Origin of the sequence: Mangrovimonas sp. CR14 (assembly GCF_011764015.1) — a bacterium.
Classification (GTDB): domain Bacteria; phylum Bacteroidota; class Bacteroidia; order Flavobacteriales; family Flavobacteriaceae; genus Mangrovimonas; species Mangrovimonas futianensis.
In genome coordinates this window covers 517,946-540,457 of sequence record NZ_JAAFZY010000003.1, presented here as the reverse complement: position 1 = coordinate 540,457, position 22,512 = coordinate 517,946, and the positions used below count along the sequence as shown (strand labels likewise).

The window sequence follows — 22,512 nt, the reverse complement described above, 5'->3', positions numbered from 1 at the left end:
AATTAGTTTGTGATTAGTTTGTGTTTGAATTTAGTCCCTAAAATTGCTCAATTATTTTTGTGGCTAATCTTAAGGCTTCGGTACCATCCTGAAGTGTGACAACAGGCGTGGTGTTTGTGTTAATGGCATGAGCAAAAGTTTCTAATTCATCCAAAATAGCATTGTTTTTAGGAATGTCTGGATTATCAAAATAGATTTGCTTTTTAATACCTTCTGCATTTTGAAGGATCATATCAAAATCTCCTGGATCTGTAGGGGCATCTTTCATTTTTACCACTTCACATTTCTTTTCCAGAAAATCTACCGAGATATACGCATCACGCTGGAAGAAGCGTGTTTTACGCATGTTTTTAAGCGAAATTCTACTGGCTGTCAGGTTAGCAACACAACCATTTTCAAATTCGATTCGAGCATTGGCAATATCAGGCGTTTCACTGATAACTGAAACACCACTAGCAGAAACAGATTTCACTTTTGATTTAACCACACTCAAAATGACATCAATATCATGGATCATCAAGTCTAACACAACAGGAACATCAGTTCCTCTAGGATTGAATTCTGCCAATCTATGGGTTTCAATAAACATGGGGTTAACAATCTTGTCCTTTACCGCAGTAAATGCTGGATTGAACCTTTCAACATGACCTACTTGCCCCCTTAAGTTATTTTCGGCCAATAACGTTCTAATATGCTCTGCTTCTTCAACCGTATTGGTGATGGGTTTTTCAATAAAAATATGCCTGCCTTTAGAGATCGCTTTTTTGGCGCATTCAAAATGAGATAGGGTGGGAGTTACAATATCCACCATATCAACCGCGTCAATTAAATCATCTATAGAATTAAAGTATTTATAACCGAATTCTTCTTCTACTTTTTTGGCATTGTGTTCGTCCGCGTCGTAAAAGCCAACCAATTCGTATTTGGTTGATTGTTTGAGAAGTCTGAGATGGATTTTGCCAAGATGGCCTGCACCAAGTACTCCAGCTTTTAACATATTATCTTGTTTTTAACAAAAATAAGATTTTAGATATTATTTTGAATGTTTTGAACTATTAAAATATCCCTAAAGGAATTACCTGTAAAATCTGTTGAATTTGGTTTTGACCTTTCAAATGTTTGATTAATTTTATCCAGAAATCTGCTACTTCATTTTGAAAGATACTTATAGACATCAAGGATTAAGACAGCAACTGGTTGAGGTTGTAAGAGCTAAGGGCATCAAGGATGAAAAGGTCCTAAAAGCCATAGGGAAGGTGCCAAGGCATTTGTTTATGGATTCAGGATTTTTGGATCATGCTTATCAGGATAAAGCATTTCCAATTGCAGCGGACCAAACGATATCTCAGCCCTATACAGTGGCTTTTCAAACCGAGTTGTTAGAAGTGAAACCAGGCGATAAGATTTTGGAAATAGGAACGGGGAGTGGTTACCAAACAGCCATATTGTGTGAATTGGGGTGTCGCGTCTTTAGTATTGAAAGACAAAATGAGTTGTTTAAGAAAACTTCAAAGTTTCTTCCCAAGTTGGGCTATAGAGCTAAAAAACTCATTTTTGGGGATGGGTACATTGGTTTGAAGGAAGAAGCACCTTTCAAAGGCATCATTGTGACTGCGGGGGCACCATTTGTTCCCAAAGCGCTTTTGGCGCAATTGGAAATTGGTGGGCGTCTCGTGATTCCTGTAGGAGACAACGTTCAAACCATGACTTTATTCATTAGAAAAGGGCCCAAGGACTTTGAAAAACATGAATTTGGTGATTTCCGGTTTGTACCTTTATTAGAAGATAAAAACTAAATCTCTTTCCTATTTACCCTGTTTAACACAGTTATTAATCTACTCTTGGTAAATATTCTGGTGGAATAGGGTTTTCTGGGGTTTCTTGGGTCCAGTAAATATTGACAATCCACCAACGTTTGCCGTCAAAAAGCAATTGAATGCTATTAACACCTCGCATAAAAGGAATAACATCTGTTTGGGTTCTAAAGGTCTCATAAGTACTGAAAACTTGGGCGATGTTTCCATAGGTGTTAACCACCCTGTTAATTTCTTTCTCAAAGAAACCATTGTCCATCATCCAAGTTTCAGCTGACTTCACATAATCATTGGGAGAAATATATTTCACTTTATAAGTACTGTCTTGTGCTCTCGCCGTCGGAATTAATTTGGCATCTGGTTTAAATAGATATTTAAAAAATTCCCAATTTCTTTCTTGACCTCTTTCTCCAGAAATTACCTCATAAAGGGATTCTATTGTAGAATCCATTGTTCCTACATAATTGATAAAGCTGGTTTGTGGTAAAAAGAGACTGATACCTCTTTTTCTTAATGGTTCAAACCATTTATTTCTTAATTTAAGTTGCTCTTCAGAAGGCTCTTTTAAAACGGTAAATTTATTAGTGTCTTCATCATACAGAATTCCTATTTTAAAATAGTATTCTTGAAGTGGTAAAGGTTCTGCATGGATGATATATTTATCAAAAAAATCGTTGATTTCTGGATAGGTTTCCTCTGTAAAATCAGCAAAGAAAGAATCCTCATTAAAGGATTTATTGGGACCATATTTTCTACTCAGTTTGATAATCACATCCATTAAACCTGTATTGCCTTTAGAGAGTTCAATAAGTCTGATGTCCAATAGGCTGGCAGCTAAAGCTCCTTTCATATTGATGTTTCCAAATTGTTTTTGTCCATCAGACGTATAGGAAGTTAGTGCGAGATCCAAAAGGCTATAATGATTGTTGTAAAGGTTTTTACTGATGTAAACCTTTTTTTCCAATTCAGACAAATATTCATCGGCAGTTGTTTCACCACCTCTAAACATCATCATTTTTGACGCCCATTCGGTAACGCCCTCATAAAGCCATAAATGCTTTGATGGAAGCGGGGTGTCATATTGAAATTTAGAAACAATCTCACTATGAAGATTTAATGGGGTCACTATATGAAAAAATTCATGTGCTGCTAGGTCTAGGATTTCCTTCTCTAAATTTTTCCATGGTGTTTCTCTATAAACGTAACCCGAGCTACGGTTGTGAGCCCAAGAACCATCCGTTTTATCTTCAAACATGAATAGGAATGTGTATTGATCAACAGGAATACCTTCTATATAATTACCTGCAGTTTCAAACATTTTCTTCAAAGATTCCATGATTTGGGAAGCTGTAACTACTCCTGTTTTTGAATATGAAAAAATATCAATTACAGCCCCTTGAACTGTCATGGATTCTCTAGTGAGATATCCCAGTAAAATTGGAGAGTCTACCACTTGGCTATAGTTTTTAGCCAGATATTTTCCTGAGCTTGATTTTTTCAGAGAAGTGGCAACTTGCCATTCTGCTGGGTGTTGTAATTGAAGTTTAATGGGCGTTTTCTTCTTTCCTTTGAAGTAACCAAAAACAGCCTGTCCATTGATTAAAGCATGATCATTTTCAATAGAAGTTCCAAATCTCAAATGAATTGGGTTTTGGTCTACTGGACTATCCCAAGTCTCTGAAATTTCATATTCAATTCGAATGACTTTATGTGGTTTAGAAATTTTAAATTGGTTGGTAGAAATATGTTTGGTAGCAATCTCATTTCCATGTTTGTCAAATGCCCTAAAAGAGGTTACATATTTCCCTATGTCCATTATTTGATAAGTGTTTGGAGAAGTAGCTGCAAAATTGAATATATCATTTTCCTCTCCCAAACTAGGAGGTGTAACTGTAACTTTAAAGGTATCGTTACTCCTGTCTAATAAGTTAACCGTAAACTGAATGTCGTTGGTTATGGGGACGGTAGGGTTTAATAGAGAACCACAAGAAGATAATAGGATTGAAAGAGCAATGATGTAAACTTTAAAAAATCTTTTCATGAACAATTTGGATTAAAGTAATATTCCGGTAGGTTAGAAACTTTTATTAATTCTGTCTAAATTTCTTTTCATATCGCGATCCTTGATAGTCTCCCGTTTATCAAACAGTTTCTTACCTCTGGCTAAGGCAATTTCAATTTTAGCAAGTCCTCTATCATTAATAAAGAGTCTTAAAGGGATAATGGTTAATCCTTTAGTGTTAATGTCTTTTTCGAGTTTTTTTAATTCCCTTTTATTTAAAAGTAGTTTTCTTTCTGCCTTGGGTTTGTGGTTGTAGTAGTTCCCAAAGGCATATTCTTCTATAGTCATATTGATGACAAATAATTCCCCGCGATCATTGAATTCGCAAAAACTCTCAGCAATTGATGCTTTACTTTGTCTAATGGATTTTATTTCGGTACCAGTAAGAACGATACCGGCGGTATATTTATCCAAAATTTCATATTGAAATTTGGCTTTTTTATTTTTGATATTGACTTGCTTCTGCATATCCCACAAAATTACTGTTTTTTAATGATTGTAGAAAAATGAAACTGCAAGCTATCTTATGAATTTTATTTTCTATAGGATGTTAAGCCAGCTCCAAAGCGATTTGAATCATTTCTTCAAAAGTAGACTCCCTCTCTTTGGAAGTAGTACGTTCTCCAGTAACCAATGAATCAGAGATGGTTAAAATGGTTAGGGCGTTCACATTGTGTTTGGCTGCAACGGTGTATAAACCAGCGGTTTCCATTTCCACACACAACACACCAAATTTGGACCACTTTTTATAACTTTCAAAATCATCAGCATAAAATTCGTCACTGGTAAAAACATTCCCTGCCTTAATAGGAATTTGTTTTTCTCTAGCCACATGAATAGCCTTTTCAAATAATTCAAAACTAGCTGTTGGGGCATAATCGGCACCTCCAAATCGAAGTTCATTAACGCCTGAATTTGATGAGGCTGCCATGGCAATAACAATATCTCTGAGCCTAACATTTTTTTGATAGGATCCAGCGCTGCCTACACGAATTAAATTCTTTACTCCGTAATAGGCTATTAATTCATGAGAATAAATGGAAATACTGGGAACACCCATTCCTGTACCCATGACTGAGACACGTTTCCCGTTGTATGTGCCCGTATAGCCAAACATATTTCTAACTTTATTAAAGCAGAAGATATCTTTTAAAAAGGTTTCGGCAATCCACTTAGCTCTCAGTGGATCTCCTGGGAGTAAAATGGTTTCAGCAATCTCTCCCTTTTTGGCTTCAATATGTATACTCATAAGTTCTTAGTAATTATTAGATGTAGAAGTATTTCCTGTTACAATAGCGATACCAGAGGAGGTACCAATCCTGGATACACCTAAGTCGATATACTCTTGTGCTGTCTTAGTGTCTTTGATACCACCTGAAGCTTTAATCTTTATTTTTTCTCCAGCAACCGATTTCATTAATTTCACATCGTGAATTGTTGCGCCACCTGTGCCAAAACCAGTTGAAGTTTTAATAAAATCGGCGCCACTCAATATTGATAATTCGCTGCCTTTGATTATTTCAATTTCTTCAAGATAGCAAGTTTCTAAAATGACTTTAAGCGTATTGTTGGGCATTATATTTTTTACAGCTTCTATATCTTGCCAAACTTTATCAAATTCTTTTCCCTTTAACCATCCAATATTAATGACCATATCAATTTCATCGGCTCCATCGAGAAGGGCTTGTTGAGCCTCAAAGACTTTAGCTTCGGTACTCATTGCTCCTAATGGGAAACCAATCACTGAACATATTTGCACATTGGAACCGGATAAATAATTTTTAGCAAGGGAAACGTAGCAACTATTAACACAAACAGAGAAAAAGTCATAGGATTTTGCCTCTTCGCATAGTTGCATTACATCCTCAGCAGAGGCTTGGGGTTTAAGTAAGGTGTGATCAATGTATTTGTTTAATTCCATACCAATAAATGTAATTATTTTTATTGTAAAATGTTAAAAATCATAGCTTTTATGGGTAATGGTAAGGAATTAATTGGAATTGTCACATGATAATTATCAGTCTATTACTTGATTATGCCATTTACTTTTGTTTTGATTATTGGTTCTAAGCGGTAGTCAAAAATATAGTTTTAAAGTCAACCCTTATGACTTCATTTGAATAGTAATTTAAGTATTATGATTAATTGTTGTATTAAAATTTCAAATGGTCATAAGAAAAATGCTCCATGTTTTACATGGAGCATTTCATTTATAGCAAATTATTTTCAAAGTATTAACTTGTCAAGGCATAGGATGGTTGTCCTGTGATGATTTGATTTCCATTAGTTGTTGCAATACGAACGACTCCCGTATCAATATATTTTACCGCCATATCGTAATCATCTATACCTCCCGAGGCTTTAATCTTTATTTTATTCCTAACAGTTTTTTTGATCATTTTTACGGCAGTAAGGGTAGCGCCGCTTTTAGAAAATCCTGTAGATGTCTTAATGCCTTCTGCTTTGGCATCTATACAAATCTGACAAGCTCTTATAATTTCATTTTTAGAAAGCTCACTAATTTCAAGTATGACTGTTAAAGGTATATGACCTATTGCCAACTTGACATCGCGAATATCTTTAAAAACAGAAACAAAATTTTTACTCCGCATTAAGCCAACATTCATAACCATGTCAATTTCATGGGCGCCATCTTCAACGGCCTTGACAGCTTCATATACCTTCGCTTCAGTGCTCATAGCTCCTAAAGGGAAGCCAACGGTAGCTACTGTTTTGACGTTACTTGTGATTAGATAATATTTGGATAAAGGGACATTGGAACTATTTACACAAACTGCATGATAACGATGTTTTTTTGCTTCTTCACACAATTTTTTAATGTCTTCCTTGGACGCTGTAAGGGATAATTGCGCCTCTTCAATATAGCTATTAATTTTCATGAATGTAGGTTAAGATGTCGTAAAAATACGATAAACGGTTTGTTTTGTAAAATTTTTTAGATGAACGGTAGAAAAAATTAAGAAATTTTAGGACTCTAAAATTTAATTGACTGAAAACAAAAAAAATAGATTATTGACTTTGAATTATAGGAAAATAAAAAAGCAACGATCGTCTAAAAGTGAAGTACGACTCACGTTGCTTTTTCAACTAACTAACCAACTATATGATAAAATTAACGCATTTCTTTTAAGTATATTATTCTGATAGGATTTTTAACTTAACTTTAATATTCCTCAGTAATTAAATCTCCTTGATTTCTGAAAACCAATTTGTCGTCAAAAGCATCTAGTAAAATAATACTATCTGTACTTATTCTACCAGATAAGATTTCTTTACTCAATTCATTCAAGACTTCTTTTTGAATGACTCTTTTCACAGGTCTGGCACCATACTCTGGATTATAGCCTTTTTGAGCTAAATAGTCAACTGCCTCTTTGGTTGCATCAAAAGTGATACCTTGTTTAGAGATCATTTTAGTTAAACCTTTTAATTGAAGTTCAACAATATCATGTATATTCTCTTGCGTTAATGGTGTAAACATGATGGTGTCATCAATCCTATTTAAAAACTCGGGCCTAACTGATTTTTTCAATAAACCTAAAACCTCAATTTTTGCAATTTCCATGGCTGCTTCAATATCCTTAGTAGCTTCAAACTTTTCTTGGATAATATGGCTTCCCATATTTGAAGTCATAATGATAATCGTGTTTTTGAAATCTGCAATTCGACCTTTATTATCTGTAAGCCTTCCTTCATCCAATACCTGTAATAGGATGTTGAAGGTATCGGGATGTGCTTTTTCAATTTCATCCAATAATACAACGGAGTAGGGCTTGCGTCTTACAGCTTCGGTTAATTGTCCCCCTTCGTCATAACCTACGTAACCTGGAGGTGCTCCAACCAATCTACTCACTGCGTGACGTTCTTGATATTCACTCATATCAATCCTAGTCATGGCATTTTCATCGTCAAATAAGTATTCGGCAAGGGCTTTAGCCAACTCAGTTTTACCTACACCGGTTGTTCCTAAGAATAGGAATGTACCAATTGGTTTTTGCGGATTTTGTAAACCTGCACGAGATCTTCTTACGGCATCACTTACTGCTTGTATGGCTTCTTCTTGACCAACCACACGTTTGTGTAATTCATCTTCTAGTTTTAAGAGTTTTTCTCTTTCACTTTGAAGCATTTTGGTCACAGGTATGCCTGTCCATTTGGCTACTACTTCTGCAATATCATCATAAGTAACTTCTTCTTTGATAAGGGAATTATTAGCTTGATTTTCTAAAAGTTCTTTTTGAAGACCATCTAGTTTTTCTTGAGCTTCTTTGATCTTACCATATCTTATTTCAGCTACTTTCCCATAATCACCTTCTCGTTCAGCTCTTTCTGCATCTAATTTAAAATTTTCAATTTCCAATTTGATGGCTTGAATATTTTCAACCAGTTCTTTTTCGCTCTTCCATTTGGCATAAATTTCATTACGCTCTTCTTTTAGATTGGCTAAATCAGAACTTAAAGATTTTAATTTGGCTTCATCCTTTTCACGTTTAATGGCTTCTATTTCAATTTCCAATTGCATGATTTTTCTATCCAAAACATCCAATTCTTCAGGTTTTGAATTGATTTCCATACGTAATTTAGAAGCAGCCTCATCCATTAGGTCAATGGCCTTATCTGGTAAAAATCGATTAGTGATATATCTTTCTGATAATTCAACGGCACCAATGATAGCCTCATCTTTAATGCGAACCTTATGGTGCGCCTCATATTTCTCCTTAATACCACGTAAAATGGAAATAGCACTTTCAGTATCAGGTTCATCTACCATCACCTTTTGAAAACGTCTTTCTAAAGCCTTGTCCTTCTCAAAATACTTTTGATATTCGTCTAGAGTAGTTGCACCAATAGATCGTAACTCACCTCTTGCTAAGGCGGGTTTCAAAATGTTGGCAGCATCCATAGCTCCTTGACCGCCGCCAGCTCCTACAAGTGTATGTATCTCGTCTATAAACAATACAATGTCACCTTCGCTGGATGTTACTTCCTTAATAACAGCTTTTAAACGTTCTTCAAATTCACCTTTGTATTTAGCACCGGCAATTAGAGCTCCCATATCTAAAGCATAAATTTGCTTATCCTTTAAATTTTCAGGGACGTCACCGTCCACTATCCTGTGAGCCAATCCTTCTGCTATCGCGGTTTTACCGGTTCCTGGTTCACCTACCAGAATAGGATTGTTCTTAGTTCTTCTGGAAAGAATTTGAAGAATACGTCTTATTTCCTCATCTCTTCCTATAACCGGATCCAATTTGCCGTCTTTGGCCAATTGATTTAGGTTTTTGGCATATTTATTTAGGGAATTGTAAGTGTCTTCCTGACTTTGGGAAGTGACTCGATCTCCTTTTCTCAGTTCCTCAATAGCAGCTTTTAAGTCTTTTTCTGTGACTCCTTGGTCCTTCAGCATTTGTCCAATTTTACTATTGGATTTAAAAACAGCCAAAATGAGGTGCTCTATAGAAACGAAATCATCGTTCATTTTTTTAGCGATGATGGATGCTTCGTTTAAAGTTTTTGAAGCTTCTCTTGAAAGCATAATATCTCCACCAGATACCTTAGAAAAACTTTCCAACTGTTTGTCTAAAGCCTGTTCTAATATCGATGTATTGACATTTAATTTTTTAAGAATAAATGGCAAAACATTTTCATCAACTTCAAGAATGGCTTTAAATAAATGTTCGTTCTCAATTTGTTGATGTCCAAAGCCTTGTGCTAGCTGTTGCGCTTGCTGAACGGCTTCTTGTGATTTGATTGTATAATTGTTGAAATTCATAATGTTATCTTACTTTGCGAATTACCTAGGTCAACAATCTTACCAATTAAAAGAGGCAGACAAAATGTCTTTTAAATCGAGAAATAGCGTGACTTTTAGTCAGTTGGTCGGTTTAGGATTTCACTTTAATGAGTCAATCAATTTAGGCATTTAACATCATATTTTAAATTAAAATAGGGTGATTCATATTTCAAAATAGGGAATTCTACTTAGCCTATAATGTTTGTCTGGAAATACATTTGTCGTGTTTAATTATTTAATCAAAAATTTAAATCAATCATTATGAAACATGTATTTATCATTCTATTGCTTTCTGTGGCAATTTACAATTGTAAGAATTCCAAGCAAACTGTTGAGAATAAGCGAAACGAACCCCAATCTCCAAAGCATCTTTACATAGATGTTCATCAATTAGGAGCAGGTAATGTCACTGCGGAAGCTGTTGCAGAGGCCCATAAAAAGGATTTGAAAGTTCAAGGAAAACATGGCGTCAACTTTATTGAGTACTGGGTCAATGAAGATACAGGAACCATCTACTGCTTGTCAGAGGCATCTTCTGAAGGAAAGATAACTGATGCTCATAAAGAGGCACATGGTTTGCTGCCAGTGGAAACTTTTTTGGTGACAGATGGTGTGGCAGCTCAGGTTGAGGGTGATTCCAAATTTTTTCTTGATGTTCATGAGTTGGGAGCTGGAAATGTTACCGCTCAAGCTGTGGCAGATGCCCATGTCAAGGATCTTGAAGTACAGGGAGAAAATAAGGTCAATTTTGTCAACTATTGGATTGATGAGGCCAATGGAAAGGTTTTTTGTCTTTCAGAATCGCCTAATGCTCAAGCTGTTCATAAAACACATGAGAAAGCCCATGGTTTGTTACCAAATGAAATCATGGAGGTAGAGGTTGGAAAATAATTTAAAATGAATACGATGAGAAAATATATAATAGAACGGGATTTTCCTGGAGCGGGCAAATTGACATCAAGTGAATTGCAGGAAATAGCAAAAACCTCATGTGATACTGTAGATGCACTAGATAAACCTTACCACTGGTTGGAAACCTTTATTACGGAAAATAAAATGTTTTGTGTCCATATCGCAGAGAATGAAGAATGTATTAGGAAACATTCTGCCATGGCGGGATTCCCTATAAAGAGCATTAGAGAAGTAACCATAAATATAGATCCAACAACTGCTAGCAAATAATGAGGTTCACTAGCAGGTGTTTCTTGAGCCAGGGGATACTCTGGCTTTTGTTTTAGTGTGAAAAAGGAAAATGTCTATCTTTAAGGAATCACATCATGAGACTACTTGAGAGAGAGACATATTTGGAAGTTGCCAATGAGCTGTTTGAAAAGACTTCCCGTTTTCAAGGCCATAATCTTTTTATTTCAGGAGAAGGTGGTATTGGGAAATCTTCCCTAATCAATTGTTTTGTTGAGCAAATTGAGTGTTCCGTGAAAATATTAAAGGGGGGATGCGATTTTTTGTTTACTCCCATACCTTTAGGTCCGCTCTATGACATGGCTCCATGTTTAAGCATTCCGTTTAATAATGAACTTTTAAGCTCAGAGCAGAATAAAAATACTTTGTTCAATGCTTTTATAAACGAATTAAAGTCTGAAAAGGGCGCCACGGTTCTTGTTTTTGAAGATGTACATTGGGCAGATGAAGCTACATTGGACTTAATTAAGTTCCTGTCCCGTAGAATCCATACCGTAAAGTGCTTGCTCATCGTTTCTTACCGAGAGAATGAAATCTTGCATAAGCAGTTGTTCAAAACCATTTTAGGAGAAATTCCATCTGGGTTCCTTACAAAATTGAGGTTAAAGCCACTTTCTGAGCAGGCGGTTAAGCAGTTGGCTCAACACACTGAGCATGATTTTCAAGAAGTGTTTAAACTAACTAAGGGAAATCCCTTTTATGTGACCGAAATTTTAGCTCATTACAGTGAAGGCATTCCTGAAAACATCAAGGATACGGTTTTAAATGTTTTTTACAAGAAAGAAGAAGGGATAAGGCGACTATGGGAAATGATCTCAATTTTTCCCGGTAGGGTTAACTATGAACTTATTGAAAGCATAGAGCCAGATTTTTATGATTCCATTGAAAAATGTATTGTTTCGGGAGAATTGATAAATGATGGCAAGTATGTTTTTTTTAAACATGAATTGTTTAGAACGGCCATAGAAAATGAGTTATCATCCTTAAAGAAAATAAGGCTTAACCAAAAGGTTTTGAATTATCTACTTTCTAGTGAGGTTAAGCAGAAAGATTTGTCTTTGGTAGTTCATTTTGCCAAGAATTCCCAAAATGGAGCGTTGGTTGAGAGGTATGCGCCTTTAGCCGCCGAGGTAGCAGCTACACAAGGATCTCACATGGAAGCATCCAAACTTTATTTAACAGCTCTAGAATATAATAGTCAAGGTTATGATGAAAATTTGGCATTATTGTTTGAAAAGGCAGCCTATGAATGTTATTTGACCAACCAAACTAAAATTGCCATAGAACAACAAACTCAAGCTCTTGAAATTTGGAGAAAGTTGGGTGAAAAAGTTAAAATGGCTACTTCATTAAGGTTTCTCTCAAGATTGAATTGGTTTGAAGGGAATAAAGCGGAGGCAGAACGTTTTGGTTTGGAAGCGATTCAGGCCATAAACTCTGATATTCCTAAAAGAGAACAAGCTTTAGCATATAGCAATTATTCGCAATTAAAGATGTTGGCCTTTGAAAATGATCTGGCTTTAGAATATGGGAATCTTGCAGTAAAATTAGCCGAAGAAATTGGGGATAATGAAATATTGAGTCATGCCTATAATAATATTGGTACAAGTTTATATTTAGACGATTCCTCTGGATTGGATTATTTAAATAAAAGCTTGCATATCGCAGAGGAAAACAAGTATTATGAACATGTAGCTAGGGCACATACAAACATTATTTCTATAGCTGTTGACCGCAAGGATTATGACATTGCAATCAATCATTTAAACAAGGCTTTGGTTTATTGTGATGAAAATGATCTGCATTCATGGACGTATTATATGCTTATTTGGAAGGCGAGATATCATTTTGAAATAGGGGAATGGGATTTAGCCGATTCCATTTCTAGAGAATTGGTAAAAAATGAAAGCCATCCTCCTATAGTTAGAATTGGGGCATTAACGGTACTGGGACGCTTATTGAACCGTAAAGGCGATTTTAGTGGCATCAATTATATTCAGGAAGCTATCGATTTAGCAATAAATACAGGAGAAATCCAGCGAGTTCACCCATTGGTGATTGCTCTTCTAGAGTATGAATGGATTACCAAGGATGGTACTTTAGTGGATCGGGTTTTACCAATCGCTCAAGGGTTATTGAGACAAATCCCGAGTTCTAGACATCTAAGTGAGTTGGCCTTTTGGTTGCGGAAAACGGAGAGACCATTTACCACTGAGAAAACTTGGTTTTGGCTATTTGAATATGATATGAATTGTGATTTTGAGAGAGCTTCAGAGCAATGGAAAAGGTTGGGAGCAATATATGAATATGCATTGTCTGAATATGAGCAATCTATTGAACAAAAATTTGAAGCTATAAAAATTTTGGATGAATTGGGAGCTCAGGGAGTGGTTGATTTTTTAAAGCAGGATTTACGATCACAAGGCATAAAGAAGATTCCAAGAGGTCCAAGGGCAGCAACTAGAAAAAACCCAGCTCATTTAACAAGGAGACAGGTCCAAGTGCTGGAACTACTTCAAGATGGTTTGACGAATATGGAGATTGCTGATACGCTCTTTATTTCGGCTAAAACAGTTGACCATCACGTTTCTGCTATTTTGTCAAAGTTAGATGTTAATACGAGACAAAGGGCCGTAGCCGAGGCTCAGATTCTTGGTATTTTATAATGTGATTAATTCGTGACCTAAGTGCCTGAAATTTGGAATTTCAAGTAAGAGTTTTTATTTGAGAGAAAGCTTTTGGAAATGAACCGAACAGATTTGAATTGGTTTCTTTATATTTGAATATTAACCAATTACATAGATATGAGAAAAGTTTTGTTTTTTGCTGTTGTCGTTTTTTTCGCATGCTCTTGCCAAGAGGAAGTTAAAGAACCGACTCCAAATGCAGGTGAAGAATTATCACAGTTACTATCAGATTACAGTGAAGAAGGCTATTCATTAAACCCTTTAATTGCTACAAGTGCTGGGGATAATAGATTTAATGATCAGTTCCCCGATTTTTTGTCAGAATCCTATAAGGCTAAAAGTAAAGAATATTATACAAAGTTTAAAAAAGCGGTTTTAGCGATTGATGATTCTTTATTAACTGATACGGAGTTGATGAGTAAAAAGGTATTGCTGTGGGAATGTGACATGAACTTGGATGGATTTCAGTTTAGGAAAGATTTAATGCCCATAGATCAAATGTGGTCTGCTAATTTGGACTTCAATCAGTTAGCCAGTGGAACAACGGCGCAGCCTTTTAAAACAGTGGAAGATTATGATAATTGGTTGAAAGGAGTGGATGGTTATTTGGTTTGGTTGGCTTCAGCAAAGAAGAATATGAAGGAAGGTTCCCAAAAAGGTTATGTGCTTCCTAAAACTTTAATAGTCAAGGTGATTCCGCAATTTGAATCCTTGGCTCATGGCCCGGTAGAAGACCATTTATTCTATTCTCCTATTAAACTGTTTCCAGATTCCTTTTCTGATGAAGAAAAATCAAGATTGACTCAAGCCTATTCTGAAATGGTGGAGAATAAAATCATTCCAGCTTATGCTGATATGGCGACCTATTTAAAAGAAGACTATTTGTCTTTAGGAAGGGAAAGTAGTGGTATGGCTGCCACGCCTCTTGGAGATAGCTATTATCCCCATCAAATTAAAAAATATACAACCACTAACATGTCGGCAGATGAAATCCACAATCTAGGATTAAGTGAAGTGGCTCGCATTAGAGGTGAAATGGAAGCTGTAAAAAAACAAGTGGGCTTTGAGGGTGACCTCAATTCATTTTTTGATTATATCAGGAATAATAAAGAGTTGATGCCTTTTACAGAACGTTCACGGGTATTGGCCTTTTATGATAGCATTCATAAAGTTATGCAACCACAATTGGATAAAATGTTTGGAAAGCAACCAAAGACTGCTTTTGAAGTAAGACGTACAGAACCTTTCAGGGAAAAGTCCGCTGCGGCAAATTATAGTCCGGGCTCTCTGGATGGTACTCGACCTGGTATTTTTTATACTCCTATTCCTAACGTAGAAGAGTATAATGTGTTTGATAAAGAAGATTTGTTTTTGCATGAAGCCATACCGGGACATCATTTTCAGTGCTCCTTGCAACAAGAAAATGAGGATTTGCCCATGTTTAGAAAAACCTTGTGGTATAGTGCTTATGGAGAAGGGTGGGCTTTATATTCAGAATCCTTAGGAACCGAGTTGGGACTTTATAAAGACCCATATCAATATTTCGGGATGTTGAGTAGTGAAATTCATAGAGCAATTCGTCTGGTGGTTGATACAGGTATTCATGCTAAGGGTTGGACTAGAGAAGAGGCCATTAAATATTCCTTAGAAAATGAGGCAGAAGATGCAGCAAGTATAGAAAGTGAAATAGAACGCTACATGGCCAATCCGGGACAAGCTTTATCTTATAAAATAGGGCAACTTAAAATTATTGAAATGAGAAAGAAAGCAGAGCAGGAATTGGGTGATAAATTTGATATTAAGGATTTTCATGATCAGATCTTGGAAACCGGCTGTGTTCCTTTAGCGCTTTTGGAAGATCGGATGAACCTTTGGATAGCATCTGAAAAATGATTAAAGCCTCCTTTATTGGAGGTTTTTTTTTTGAATATAAATCATCGATAAAAAAAAGGAAATGTATCATCTTAATAGAATTTAAGGTTGTTATTTTAAATCATTATTTTCGCGCTGTAAGAAGAAAAAACTTTTACGACTTAGAAAAGAAAATTTTTATGTCCTTATTTAATAAAATCTTTAAAACATCTCCTAACTCTGAACCTGAGAAGGAATTTCACTGGCAGGAATTAAAAACCGAAGAGCAATTGGAAAGCATTACAGAGCAAAGTCATGTAAAGCCACAATTGATCTTTAAGCATTCAACTAGATGTGGAATTTCTCGAATGGTCAAAGCACAATTTGAAAGAAATTATGAGGTAGCTCCGCAAGATGCCGGAGTTCATTATTTAGATTTAATCGCTTTTAGAGACGTTTCAAATTCGATAGCAAATAAATTTGACGTCATTCATGAATCACCTCAATTAATAATTTTAAAGAATGGTAAGGTTCAAAAGCATGAATCTCATGGCGCTATCAATGATTTACCATTAAAACAAATCATTGAGAAACAGGTCTCTTAAATAGTTATTTAGTTAATTTGATTAAATAGGGTTTATAACGTGAAATTATCTACAAATTTCACGACAATATTTGATACCTCTACACAATATTTTATCTTTGCCACCCTATATTAGAACATACTTATGAAGATTTCATACAACTGGTTAAAACAATTCATTAAGATAAATTGGACACCTGAAAAAACAGGTGAATTACTTACAGATTTAGGTCTCGAGGTTGAAGGGATAGAAGCTTTTCAATCTGTAAAAGGAGGTTTGGAAGGAATTGTGGTTGGAGAAGTCTTAACCTGTGTTCAGCATCCAAATGCCGACCGATTAAAGGTCACCACAGTCAATATTGGAGAGGTAGAGCCTTTACAGATTGTTTGTGGCGCACCAAATGTAGGAGCAGGACAAAAAGTTCCGGTTGCTACCATTGGAACAACGTTATATACTGCCGAAGGTGAATCTTGGGAAATTAAGAAAGGAAAGATTAGGGGAGAGGCTAGTCATGGAATGATATGTGCTGAAGATGAACTTGGATTAGGAACCTCTCACGACGGTATTATGGTTTTGAGCGAGGACTTAAAACCTGGAACCTTGGCTTCTGAGATATTTGATGTAGAAAACGACCATGTTTTTGAAATTGGTTTAACGCCAAACAGAGCCGATGCCATGAGTCATTATGGAGTGGCTCGAGATTTAAAGGCAGGTTTTTTACAAAATGATATTCATTCTGAATTAATTACGCCATCAGTAAGTGCTTTTCATGTAGACAATAGAACTTTGAAGGTGGATATTGAGATTGAAAGCAAAAAACTGGCTCCTAGATATTGTGGTGTAACGATTTCAGGAATAAAGGTTCAAGAATCTCCGGCTTGGTTACAAAACAGGTTGAAGGCTATAGGGTTAACTCCTAAAAATAATGTTGTAGATATCACCAATTATGTGCTCCATGAATTAGGACAGCCACTTCACGCTTTTGATGCGACCAAAATTACTGGGAACAAAGTAGTGGTTAAAACGTTGCCTACAGGAACCAAGTTTAAAACTTTGGATGGCATAGAACGTGAACTTCATGAAGATGATTTAATGATATGTAATGCCGAAAAACCAATGTGTATTGCAGGGGTTTTTGGAGGTGAAGATTCTGGAGTGACAGAGGGAACAACAAGTATCTTCTTGGAAAGCGCTTATTTCAATCCGGTGAGTGTCAGAAAAACAGCCAAACGCCATGGATTAAATACCGATGCGTCATTCAGATTTGAAAGAGGAATAGATCCAAATATTACTGAATATGCATTAAAGAGAGCTGCCTTGTTGATTGTTGAGTTGACGGGCGGGAAAATATCTAGTGACATCATGGATTTTTATCCTAAAAAAATAGACGATTTTCAAGTTAGATTAACCTTTGACCATGTCAACAAATTAATCGGACAGGAAATACCAAAAGATACGATTAAGCAAATTTTGACATCCTTGGACATTAAAATTAACAATGTCACTGAAGCTGGTTTGGGATTGACTATTCCTGCATACCGCAATGATGTGCAAAGGGAAGTTGATGTAATTGAAGAGATTTTAAGAGTTTACGGGTATAACAATATAGAAACCACAGAAAAATTAAACGCTTCTATTTCAAATTCCAGTCGCTTTGAGGATTATAAGTTGCAAAATGTAGTAGGAAACCAATTGGTTTCTCAAGGTTTTTATGAAATTTTATCAAACTCTTTGACGACTCCAGAATATTCTGAGTTAAGCGAACAATTAAAAGAAGAGCAACAGGTTAAAATGTTGAATCCTTTGAGCAATGACTTGGGTGTTATGAGACAAAGTTTGTTATTTTCAGGTCTGGAAGCTGTTAGCCATAATATCAATAGAAGACGTGATAATTTAAAATTGTTTGAATTCGGTAAAACGTATTTTGATTTTGGTGGAAAGAGAGAAGAATTCAAAAAATTATCGGTTTTAGTTTCTGGAGATAAGCTTCAGGAGCGTTGGAACGCAGCCGCAAAACCGAGTGACTTTTTCTTTTTGAAGGGAACTGTTACAGCTATTTTGTCTCGCTTGGGACTAAATAAATTTAAAGTGTCACCTTTTAAAAATGATGTTTTTAGTGAAGGTATCAGTTTGTCAATAGGGAAAACAACTTTAGTGGAGTTTGGACTGGTTAAAAAATCTATTTTGAAGAAGTTTGGAATCGACCAACATGTTCTTTTTGCAGATTTTAATTGGGACCATGTTCTTGATATGGCCAAACATAACAAGGTTGCCTATACTGAAATTCCAAAATATCCTGAGGTGAGAAGGGATTTTGCTTTATTAATTGATGAGCATGTAACCTTTGAGGATATTGATAAAATAGCTTCGCAAACGGAGAAGGTTCTTTTGAAAGATGTTGATTTATTTGATGTTTATCAAGGAAGTAATTTACCTAAAGGGAAAAAGAGTTATGCTGTAAGTTTTACATTACAGGATGAGAAAAAGACCTTGACAGATAAGCAAATTGATAAGATTATGAGTAAGCTTCAAACCAACTTTGAAAAGCAGTTGGGAGCTGAATTGAGATAAGAAAAAAGCCTGCAAATGCAGGCTTTATTTTTTCGAATTCAATAAGCTAAAATATCTAGATGACCTTAACGTTTACTGCATTCATACCCTTTCTACCTTCCCTTAAATCGTACTCTACTTCATCACCTTGGCTAATTTTGTCGATTAATCCGGAAACGTGAACAAAATGTTCGTTGTTAGTTTCGTCTTCTACGATGAATCCAAATCCTTTAGATTCATTGAAGAACTTTACTGTACCTTTACTCATTATATTATTAAAAAAATTATTAAAGTATAAATATAGTCTTTTAGTTTGATGTTTAGGTTAAGAGAAGGAAAAAAATAAAAAAATTGAATTTCAATCAGTTAAATTTTCAAATTAAGAATTCCGATAACCATGCACTTATAAAGGATATTTCGTATATTTAGGTATAATGTTTAAATAAAAAAGTTATGGATTCATCCTACAGTAAAATCTATACAGGAAGCTTTATTATAGCACAATTAATTGTGGATAAGCTTACGGCAATAGGAATAACCCCTATCGTGAAAGATGAAACCGAGTCAGGTAGATTGGCTGGCTTTGGCTCTTCAGTACCTGGATATCAGGAATTATTTGTAAGTGAAGATGAACTTGAGGCCGCTATTCCAATAGTGGAAAGTGTGACCACCGAGTTGCAAGAATAAAAAAGCCTCTTTTTAAGAGGCTTTTTTAATAATTATGCTTCGATAGCATACATTTTTTGACGGAGTTCCTTAATTTTTTTATCCTCCATATATTCGTCAAACGTCATATATCGATCAATAACTCCATTTGGAGTTAATTCGATTACGCGATTACCAACTGTTTGTGCAAATTCGTGATCATGGGTAGTTAATAATACGGTCCCCTTGAAATTCTTAAGTGAGTTATTAAAAGCCGTGATACTTTCCAAATCCAAATGGTTTGTAGGTTCATCTAGCATCAACACATTGGCTCTTATCATCATCATTCTACTCAACATACATCTTACTTTTTCACCTCCAGAAAGAACATTTGATTTTTTCAAAGCTTCATCACCACTGAAAAGCATTTTACCTAAAAAGCCTCTAATAAAAACTTCTTCTCTTTCTTCTTCAGTTTTGGCCCATTGACGTAACCAATCTACAAGCGAGTAATTATTTTCAAAATATTCACTGTTGTCTAGCGGTAAATAGGATTGGTTTGTGGTAACACCCCAAGCAAAGTTTCCAGAATCTGCTTCTTGCTTGCCATTTAGAATTTGGTAAAAAGCAGTTGTTGCTCTAGAGTCTTTAGAGTATACAACTACCTTATCGCCTTTGGCTAGGTTAATATCTACATTTTGAAACAACAATTCACCATCTAAGGAGGCAGATAGATTTTCAACATTTAAAATTTGATCTCCAGCTTCTCTTTCTCTTTCAAAAATGATGGCAGGATAGCGTCTACTGGAAGGTTTGATTTCAGAGACGTTCAACTTTTCTATCATTTTCTTTCTAGATGTAGCTTGTTTAGATTTAGCCACGTTAGCAGAAAATCTTCTAATAAATTCTTCCAGCTCCTTTTTCTTTTCTTCTGCCTTTTTATTTTGTTGCGCTCTTTGTTTTGCTGCTAATTGTGAGGATTCATACCAGAAAGTGTAGTTCCCAGAAAAATGGTTGATTTTTCCAAAATCAATATCTGAAATATGAGTACATACTGCATCCAAAAAGTGACGGTCGTGAGATACCACTATGACACAGTTGTCATAATTGGCAAGGAAATTTTCCAACCAACTTATGGTTTCGTAATCCAAATCATTGGTAGGCTCATCCATAATAAGCACATCGGGATTTCCAAACAAGGCTTGAGCTAAAAGCACTCTTACCTTTTGCTTTCCATCCAAATCTTTCATTAAGGTGTAATGCATATCAGCCGAAATACCCAAATTGGACAATAAAGCGGCTGCATCACTTTCTGCGTTCCATCCATTCATTTCTTCAAACTGCACCTGTAGCTCCCCAATTTTTTCAGCATTTTCATCTGTATAATCAGCATAAAGGGCATCAATCTCCGTTTTAATCTTAAATAAGGGTTTGTTTCCCATCAAAACAGTTTCTAAAACAGAATGTTCATCATATAGATTGTGGTTCTGTTCTAAAACGGACATTCTTTTACCTGGTTCCAAATGAACATGACCAGAGGTTGGATCCATTTTACCAGATAATATTTTAAGGAATGTAGATTTACCTGCACCATTGGCACCGATAATTCCGTAGCAATTGCCTTCATTAAAGGTGGTGTTAACTTCATCAAAAAGAACACGTTTGCCAAATTGGACAGATAAATTAGAAACTGATAACATATGCGCTTACTTAAAATTTTTGCAAAAGTAGAAAAAGAAGGGCCAACATAAAAGAAATGTAGTCATAATAATATTTAACAACGCCTTAACAACATCGTTAGGTGGCAACATTTACTTTTGTTGATACCATGAAAAGAAGAGGGATAAACATTTTTTCATCAGGAAATCTATGTCATTTAGCGATATTGATGTCCTTGATGACTTTTGTTGCGTGTGAAAAAGATATTTCCACGACAACAGATACTGCCTACTTTGGAGGGGAAATCATTAATCCCAAAAACGATCGGGTTATTCTTTCTAAATCTGGGAAAGGGATAGATACCTTAAGACTGGATAAAAACAATAGATTTATCTATAAAATAAATGATTTGCAGCCTGGTTTATACACGTTTGAACTGGTTGCAGGTGATGCCAATGAGCTTCAGATGGTTTTAATTGAACCTGGTGATAGCATCATGTTTAGATTAAATACCTTGGAATTTGATGAATCTTTGGTTTATACTGGAAAGGGCGCCAAGAAGAATAACTTTTTAATTGAGATGTTCCTTGATGGTGAAAACGAAGAGCGAGCCTTGTTAGGATTCAGTCAATTACCACCTAGAGACTTTGAAGAGAAAGTGGATTCCATGAGGAAGGATAAAATTAAAAAGCTGAAACAGTTTGATGATTCAAACACACCCTCCGAATTGTTTGACGAAATTGCAAAGGTGAATATTAATTATGCTTATTATTTAAGTAAAGAAGTTTATCCTTTTGCCAATTATTCTAAAAGTGAAAAGAAGATCATAGAGTCGTTACCTAAGGATTTTTATGATTTCAGAAAGGATGTCAATTATAATTACACCTTAGTAGAGGGCTACTTTCCATATTACTATTTTCTAAAAAGACATTTTGAAAATATGGCCTTGGCTAAACATTTCAAGCACTCACAGGATAGCGTCTTTAACAGAAAATGTGCCGGGTATAGTACCACACGATTAAATTTAATAGATAGTTTGATTCAAGAGCCTAGTATTAAGGATCCTTTATTGCTACGAGCCACCATGGAATTTATAAGTAACAATAAGAATGTGGGAGATTATGATGAATTGCTGCAGTCCTTTTTAGCAAAAAGTTCTAATGAAGATCATAAACACTATGTTTCAAATGTTATTAATTCTTTAAAAGAATTGAAGCCTGGTAACTACCTGCCAAATATTGTGGTTTATAATACCAAAGGGGAGGAAGTAGACCTTAAGAATGTGGGAGGAAATGGGCAGCCCAAGGTGCTATATTTTTGGTCTAATGCTTACATGAATTATTTTCAAGATTGTCATAAAAAGGCAAAGGAATTGAAGGTGAAATACCCAGAGGTCAACTTTTTGGCCATCAATACGTCTTTTCATGATGTGCACACTTGGGAACAGGTGTTGAAAAAATATAAAACCAACACTGATAATGAGTACTTATTTAAGAATGTAGCCCAAGCTCAAAAAAGATTGGCGATTTACCCTATGAATAAGGTGATGATTATCGATAAGGATGGAAAAATTATAAATCCGCATACCAATATGTTCTCTTATGATTTTGAAGAGCAACTGTTAGGCATGTTGAATCAATAGAAA

At 35.5% G+C, this 22,512-nt stretch carries 18 protein-coding genes; 9 read left to right on the top strand and 9 right to left on the bottom strand.

The window, feature by feature from the left end; all coding sequences use genetic code 11:
* Window positions 1-37: 37 nt before the first annotated feature.
* Complete coding sequence (locus GZ212_RS08405; RefSeq protein WP_166958931.1) at window positions 38-997, bottom strand: Gfo/Idh/MocA family protein; 960 nt, start codon at window positions 995-997, stop codon at window positions 38-40.
* Between the two features lie 157 nt (window positions 998-1,154).
* On the opposite strand from GZ212_RS08405, the gene GZ212_RS08400 reads away from it, so the two are divergent.
* On the top strand, window positions 1,155-1,796 hold the full coding sequence (locus GZ212_RS08400; RefSeq protein ID WP_166958929.1) for a protein-L-isoaspartate(D-aspartate) O-methyltransferase: 642 nt from the start codon (window positions 1,155-1,157) through the stop codon (window positions 1,794-1,796).
* Between the two features lie 34 nt (window positions 1,797-1,830).
* Here the strand turns inward: GZ212_RS08400 and GZ212_RS08395 are convergent, their stop codons facing one another.
* The 6 genes from GZ212_RS08395 to clpB form a co-directional block, all read right to left on the bottom strand.
* Window positions 1,831-3,855, bottom strand: a complete 2,025-nt coding sequence (locus tag GZ212_RS08395; RefSeq protein WP_166958927.1) for a peptidase — start codon at window positions 3,853-3,855, stop codon at window positions 1,831-1,833.
* 33 nt (window positions 3,856-3,888) lie between these two features.
* A complete protein-coding gene (gene smpB / locus GZ212_RS08390) occupies window positions 3,889-4,344 on the bottom strand; it encodes an SsrA-binding protein SmpB (protein ID WP_166958925.1) in 456 nt (151 codons plus the stop codon).
* An 82-nt stretch (window positions 4,345-4,426) separates the two neighbouring features.
* Window positions 4,427-5,125: a purine-nucleoside phosphorylase gene (gene deoD / locus GZ212_RS08385; RefSeq protein ID WP_053971915.1), complete on the bottom strand. Its 699-nt coding sequence runs from the start codon at window positions 5,123-5,125 to the stop codon at window positions 4,427-4,429.
* Between the two features lie 6 nt (window positions 5,126-5,131).
* A complete protein-coding gene (deoC, locus tag GZ212_RS08380; protein WP_166958923.1) occupies window positions 5,132-5,797 on the bottom strand; it encodes a deoxyribose-phosphate aldolase in 666 nt (221 codons plus the stop codon).
* 313 nt (window positions 5,798-6,110) lie between these two features.
* Window positions 6,111-6,776 (bottom strand): deoxyribose-phosphate aldolase, encoded by a 666-nt coding sequence (gene deoC / locus GZ212_RS08375; protein ID WP_053971917.1) that lies wholly within the window; start codon window positions 6,774-6,776, stop codon window positions 6,111-6,113.
* Between the two features lie 284 nt (window positions 6,777-7,060).
* On the bottom strand, window positions 7,061-9,670 hold the full coding sequence (gene clpB / locus GZ212_RS08370) for an ATP-dependent chaperone ClpB (RefSeq protein WP_166958920.1): 2,610 nt from the start codon (window positions 9,668-9,670) through the stop codon (window positions 7,061-7,063).
* 282 nt (window positions 9,671-9,952) lie between these two features.
* Between clpB and GZ212_RS08365 the strand changes: the two genes are divergently transcribed.
* The 6 genes from GZ212_RS08365 (at window position 9,953) to pheT (ending at window position 18,584) form a co-directional block, all read left to right on the top strand.
* Window positions 9,953-10,582: a DUF4242 domain-containing protein gene (locus GZ212_RS08365; RefSeq protein ID WP_166958918.1), complete on the top strand. Its 630-nt coding sequence runs from the start codon at window positions 9,953-9,955 to the stop codon at window positions 10,580-10,582.
* Window positions 10,583-10,597: 15 nt separating this feature from the next.
* Window positions 10,598-10,873 (top strand): DUF4242 domain-containing protein, encoded by a 276-nt coding sequence (locus GZ212_RS08360; protein WP_166958916.1) that lies wholly within the window; start codon window positions 10,598-10,600, stop codon window positions 10,871-10,873.
* Between the two features lie 95 nt (window positions 10,874-10,968).
* Window positions 10,969-13,557, top strand: coding sequence for a helix-turn-helix transcriptional regulator (locus GZ212_RS08355; RefSeq protein ID WP_166958914.1), 2,589 nt, complete (start codon window positions 10,969-10,971; stop codon window positions 13,555-13,557).
* A 138-nt stretch (window positions 13,558-13,695) separates the two neighbouring features.
* A complete protein-coding gene (locus tag GZ212_RS08350) occupies window positions 13,696-15,471 on the top strand; it encodes a DUF885 family protein (protein WP_166958912.1) in 1,776 nt (591 codons plus the stop codon).
* Window positions 15,472-15,629: 158 nt separating this feature from the next.
* Window positions 15,630-16,034 carry a bacillithiol system redox-active protein YtxJ gene (gene ytxJ, locus GZ212_RS08345; protein WP_166958910.1) on the top strand — a complete coding sequence of 135 codons (405 nt, stop codon included), beginning with the start codon at window positions 15,630-15,632 and terminating at the stop codon, window positions 16,032-16,034.
* 123 nt (window positions 16,035-16,157) lie between these two features.
* Window positions 16,158-18,584 (top strand): phenylalanine--tRNA ligase subunit beta, encoded by a 2,427-nt coding sequence (gene pheT / locus GZ212_RS08340; protein WP_166958908.1) that lies wholly within the window; start codon window positions 16,158-16,160, stop codon window positions 18,582-18,584.
* 55 nt (window positions 18,585-18,639) lie between these two features.
* On the opposite strand, the gene GZ212_RS08335 is transcribed toward pheT, so the two are convergent.
* On the bottom strand, window positions 18,640-18,831 hold the full coding sequence (locus tag GZ212_RS08335) for a cold-shock protein (protein ID WP_053971922.1): 192 nt from the start codon (window positions 18,829-18,831) through the stop codon (window positions 18,640-18,642).
* A 185-nt stretch (window positions 18,832-19,016) separates the two neighbouring features.
* Between GZ212_RS08335 and GZ212_RS08330 the strand changes: the two genes are divergently transcribed.
* Window positions 19,017-19,250, top strand: a complete 234-nt coding sequence (locus GZ212_RS08330) for a DUF2007 domain-containing protein (protein ID WP_053971923.1) — start codon at window positions 19,017-19,019, stop codon at window positions 19,248-19,250.
* Window positions 19,251-19,282: 32 nt separating this feature from the next.
* Here GZ212_RS08330 and GZ212_RS08325 read toward each other — a convergent pair whose 3' ends face one another.
* Window positions 19,283-20,908, bottom strand: coding sequence for an ABC-F family ATP-binding cassette domain-containing protein (locus tag GZ212_RS08325; protein ID WP_166958906.1), 1,626 nt, complete (start codon window positions 20,906-20,908; stop codon window positions 19,283-19,285).
* Window positions 20,909-21,009: 101 nt separating this feature from the next.
* Between GZ212_RS08325 and GZ212_RS08320 the strand changes: the two genes are divergently transcribed.
* Complete coding sequence (locus GZ212_RS08320; RefSeq protein ID WP_370520465.1) at window positions 21,010-22,509, top strand: TlpA family protein disulfide reductase; 1,500 nt, start codon at window positions 21,010-21,012, stop codon at window positions 22,507-22,509.
* The last annotated feature ends 3 nt before the right edge of the window (window positions 22,510-22,512 follow it).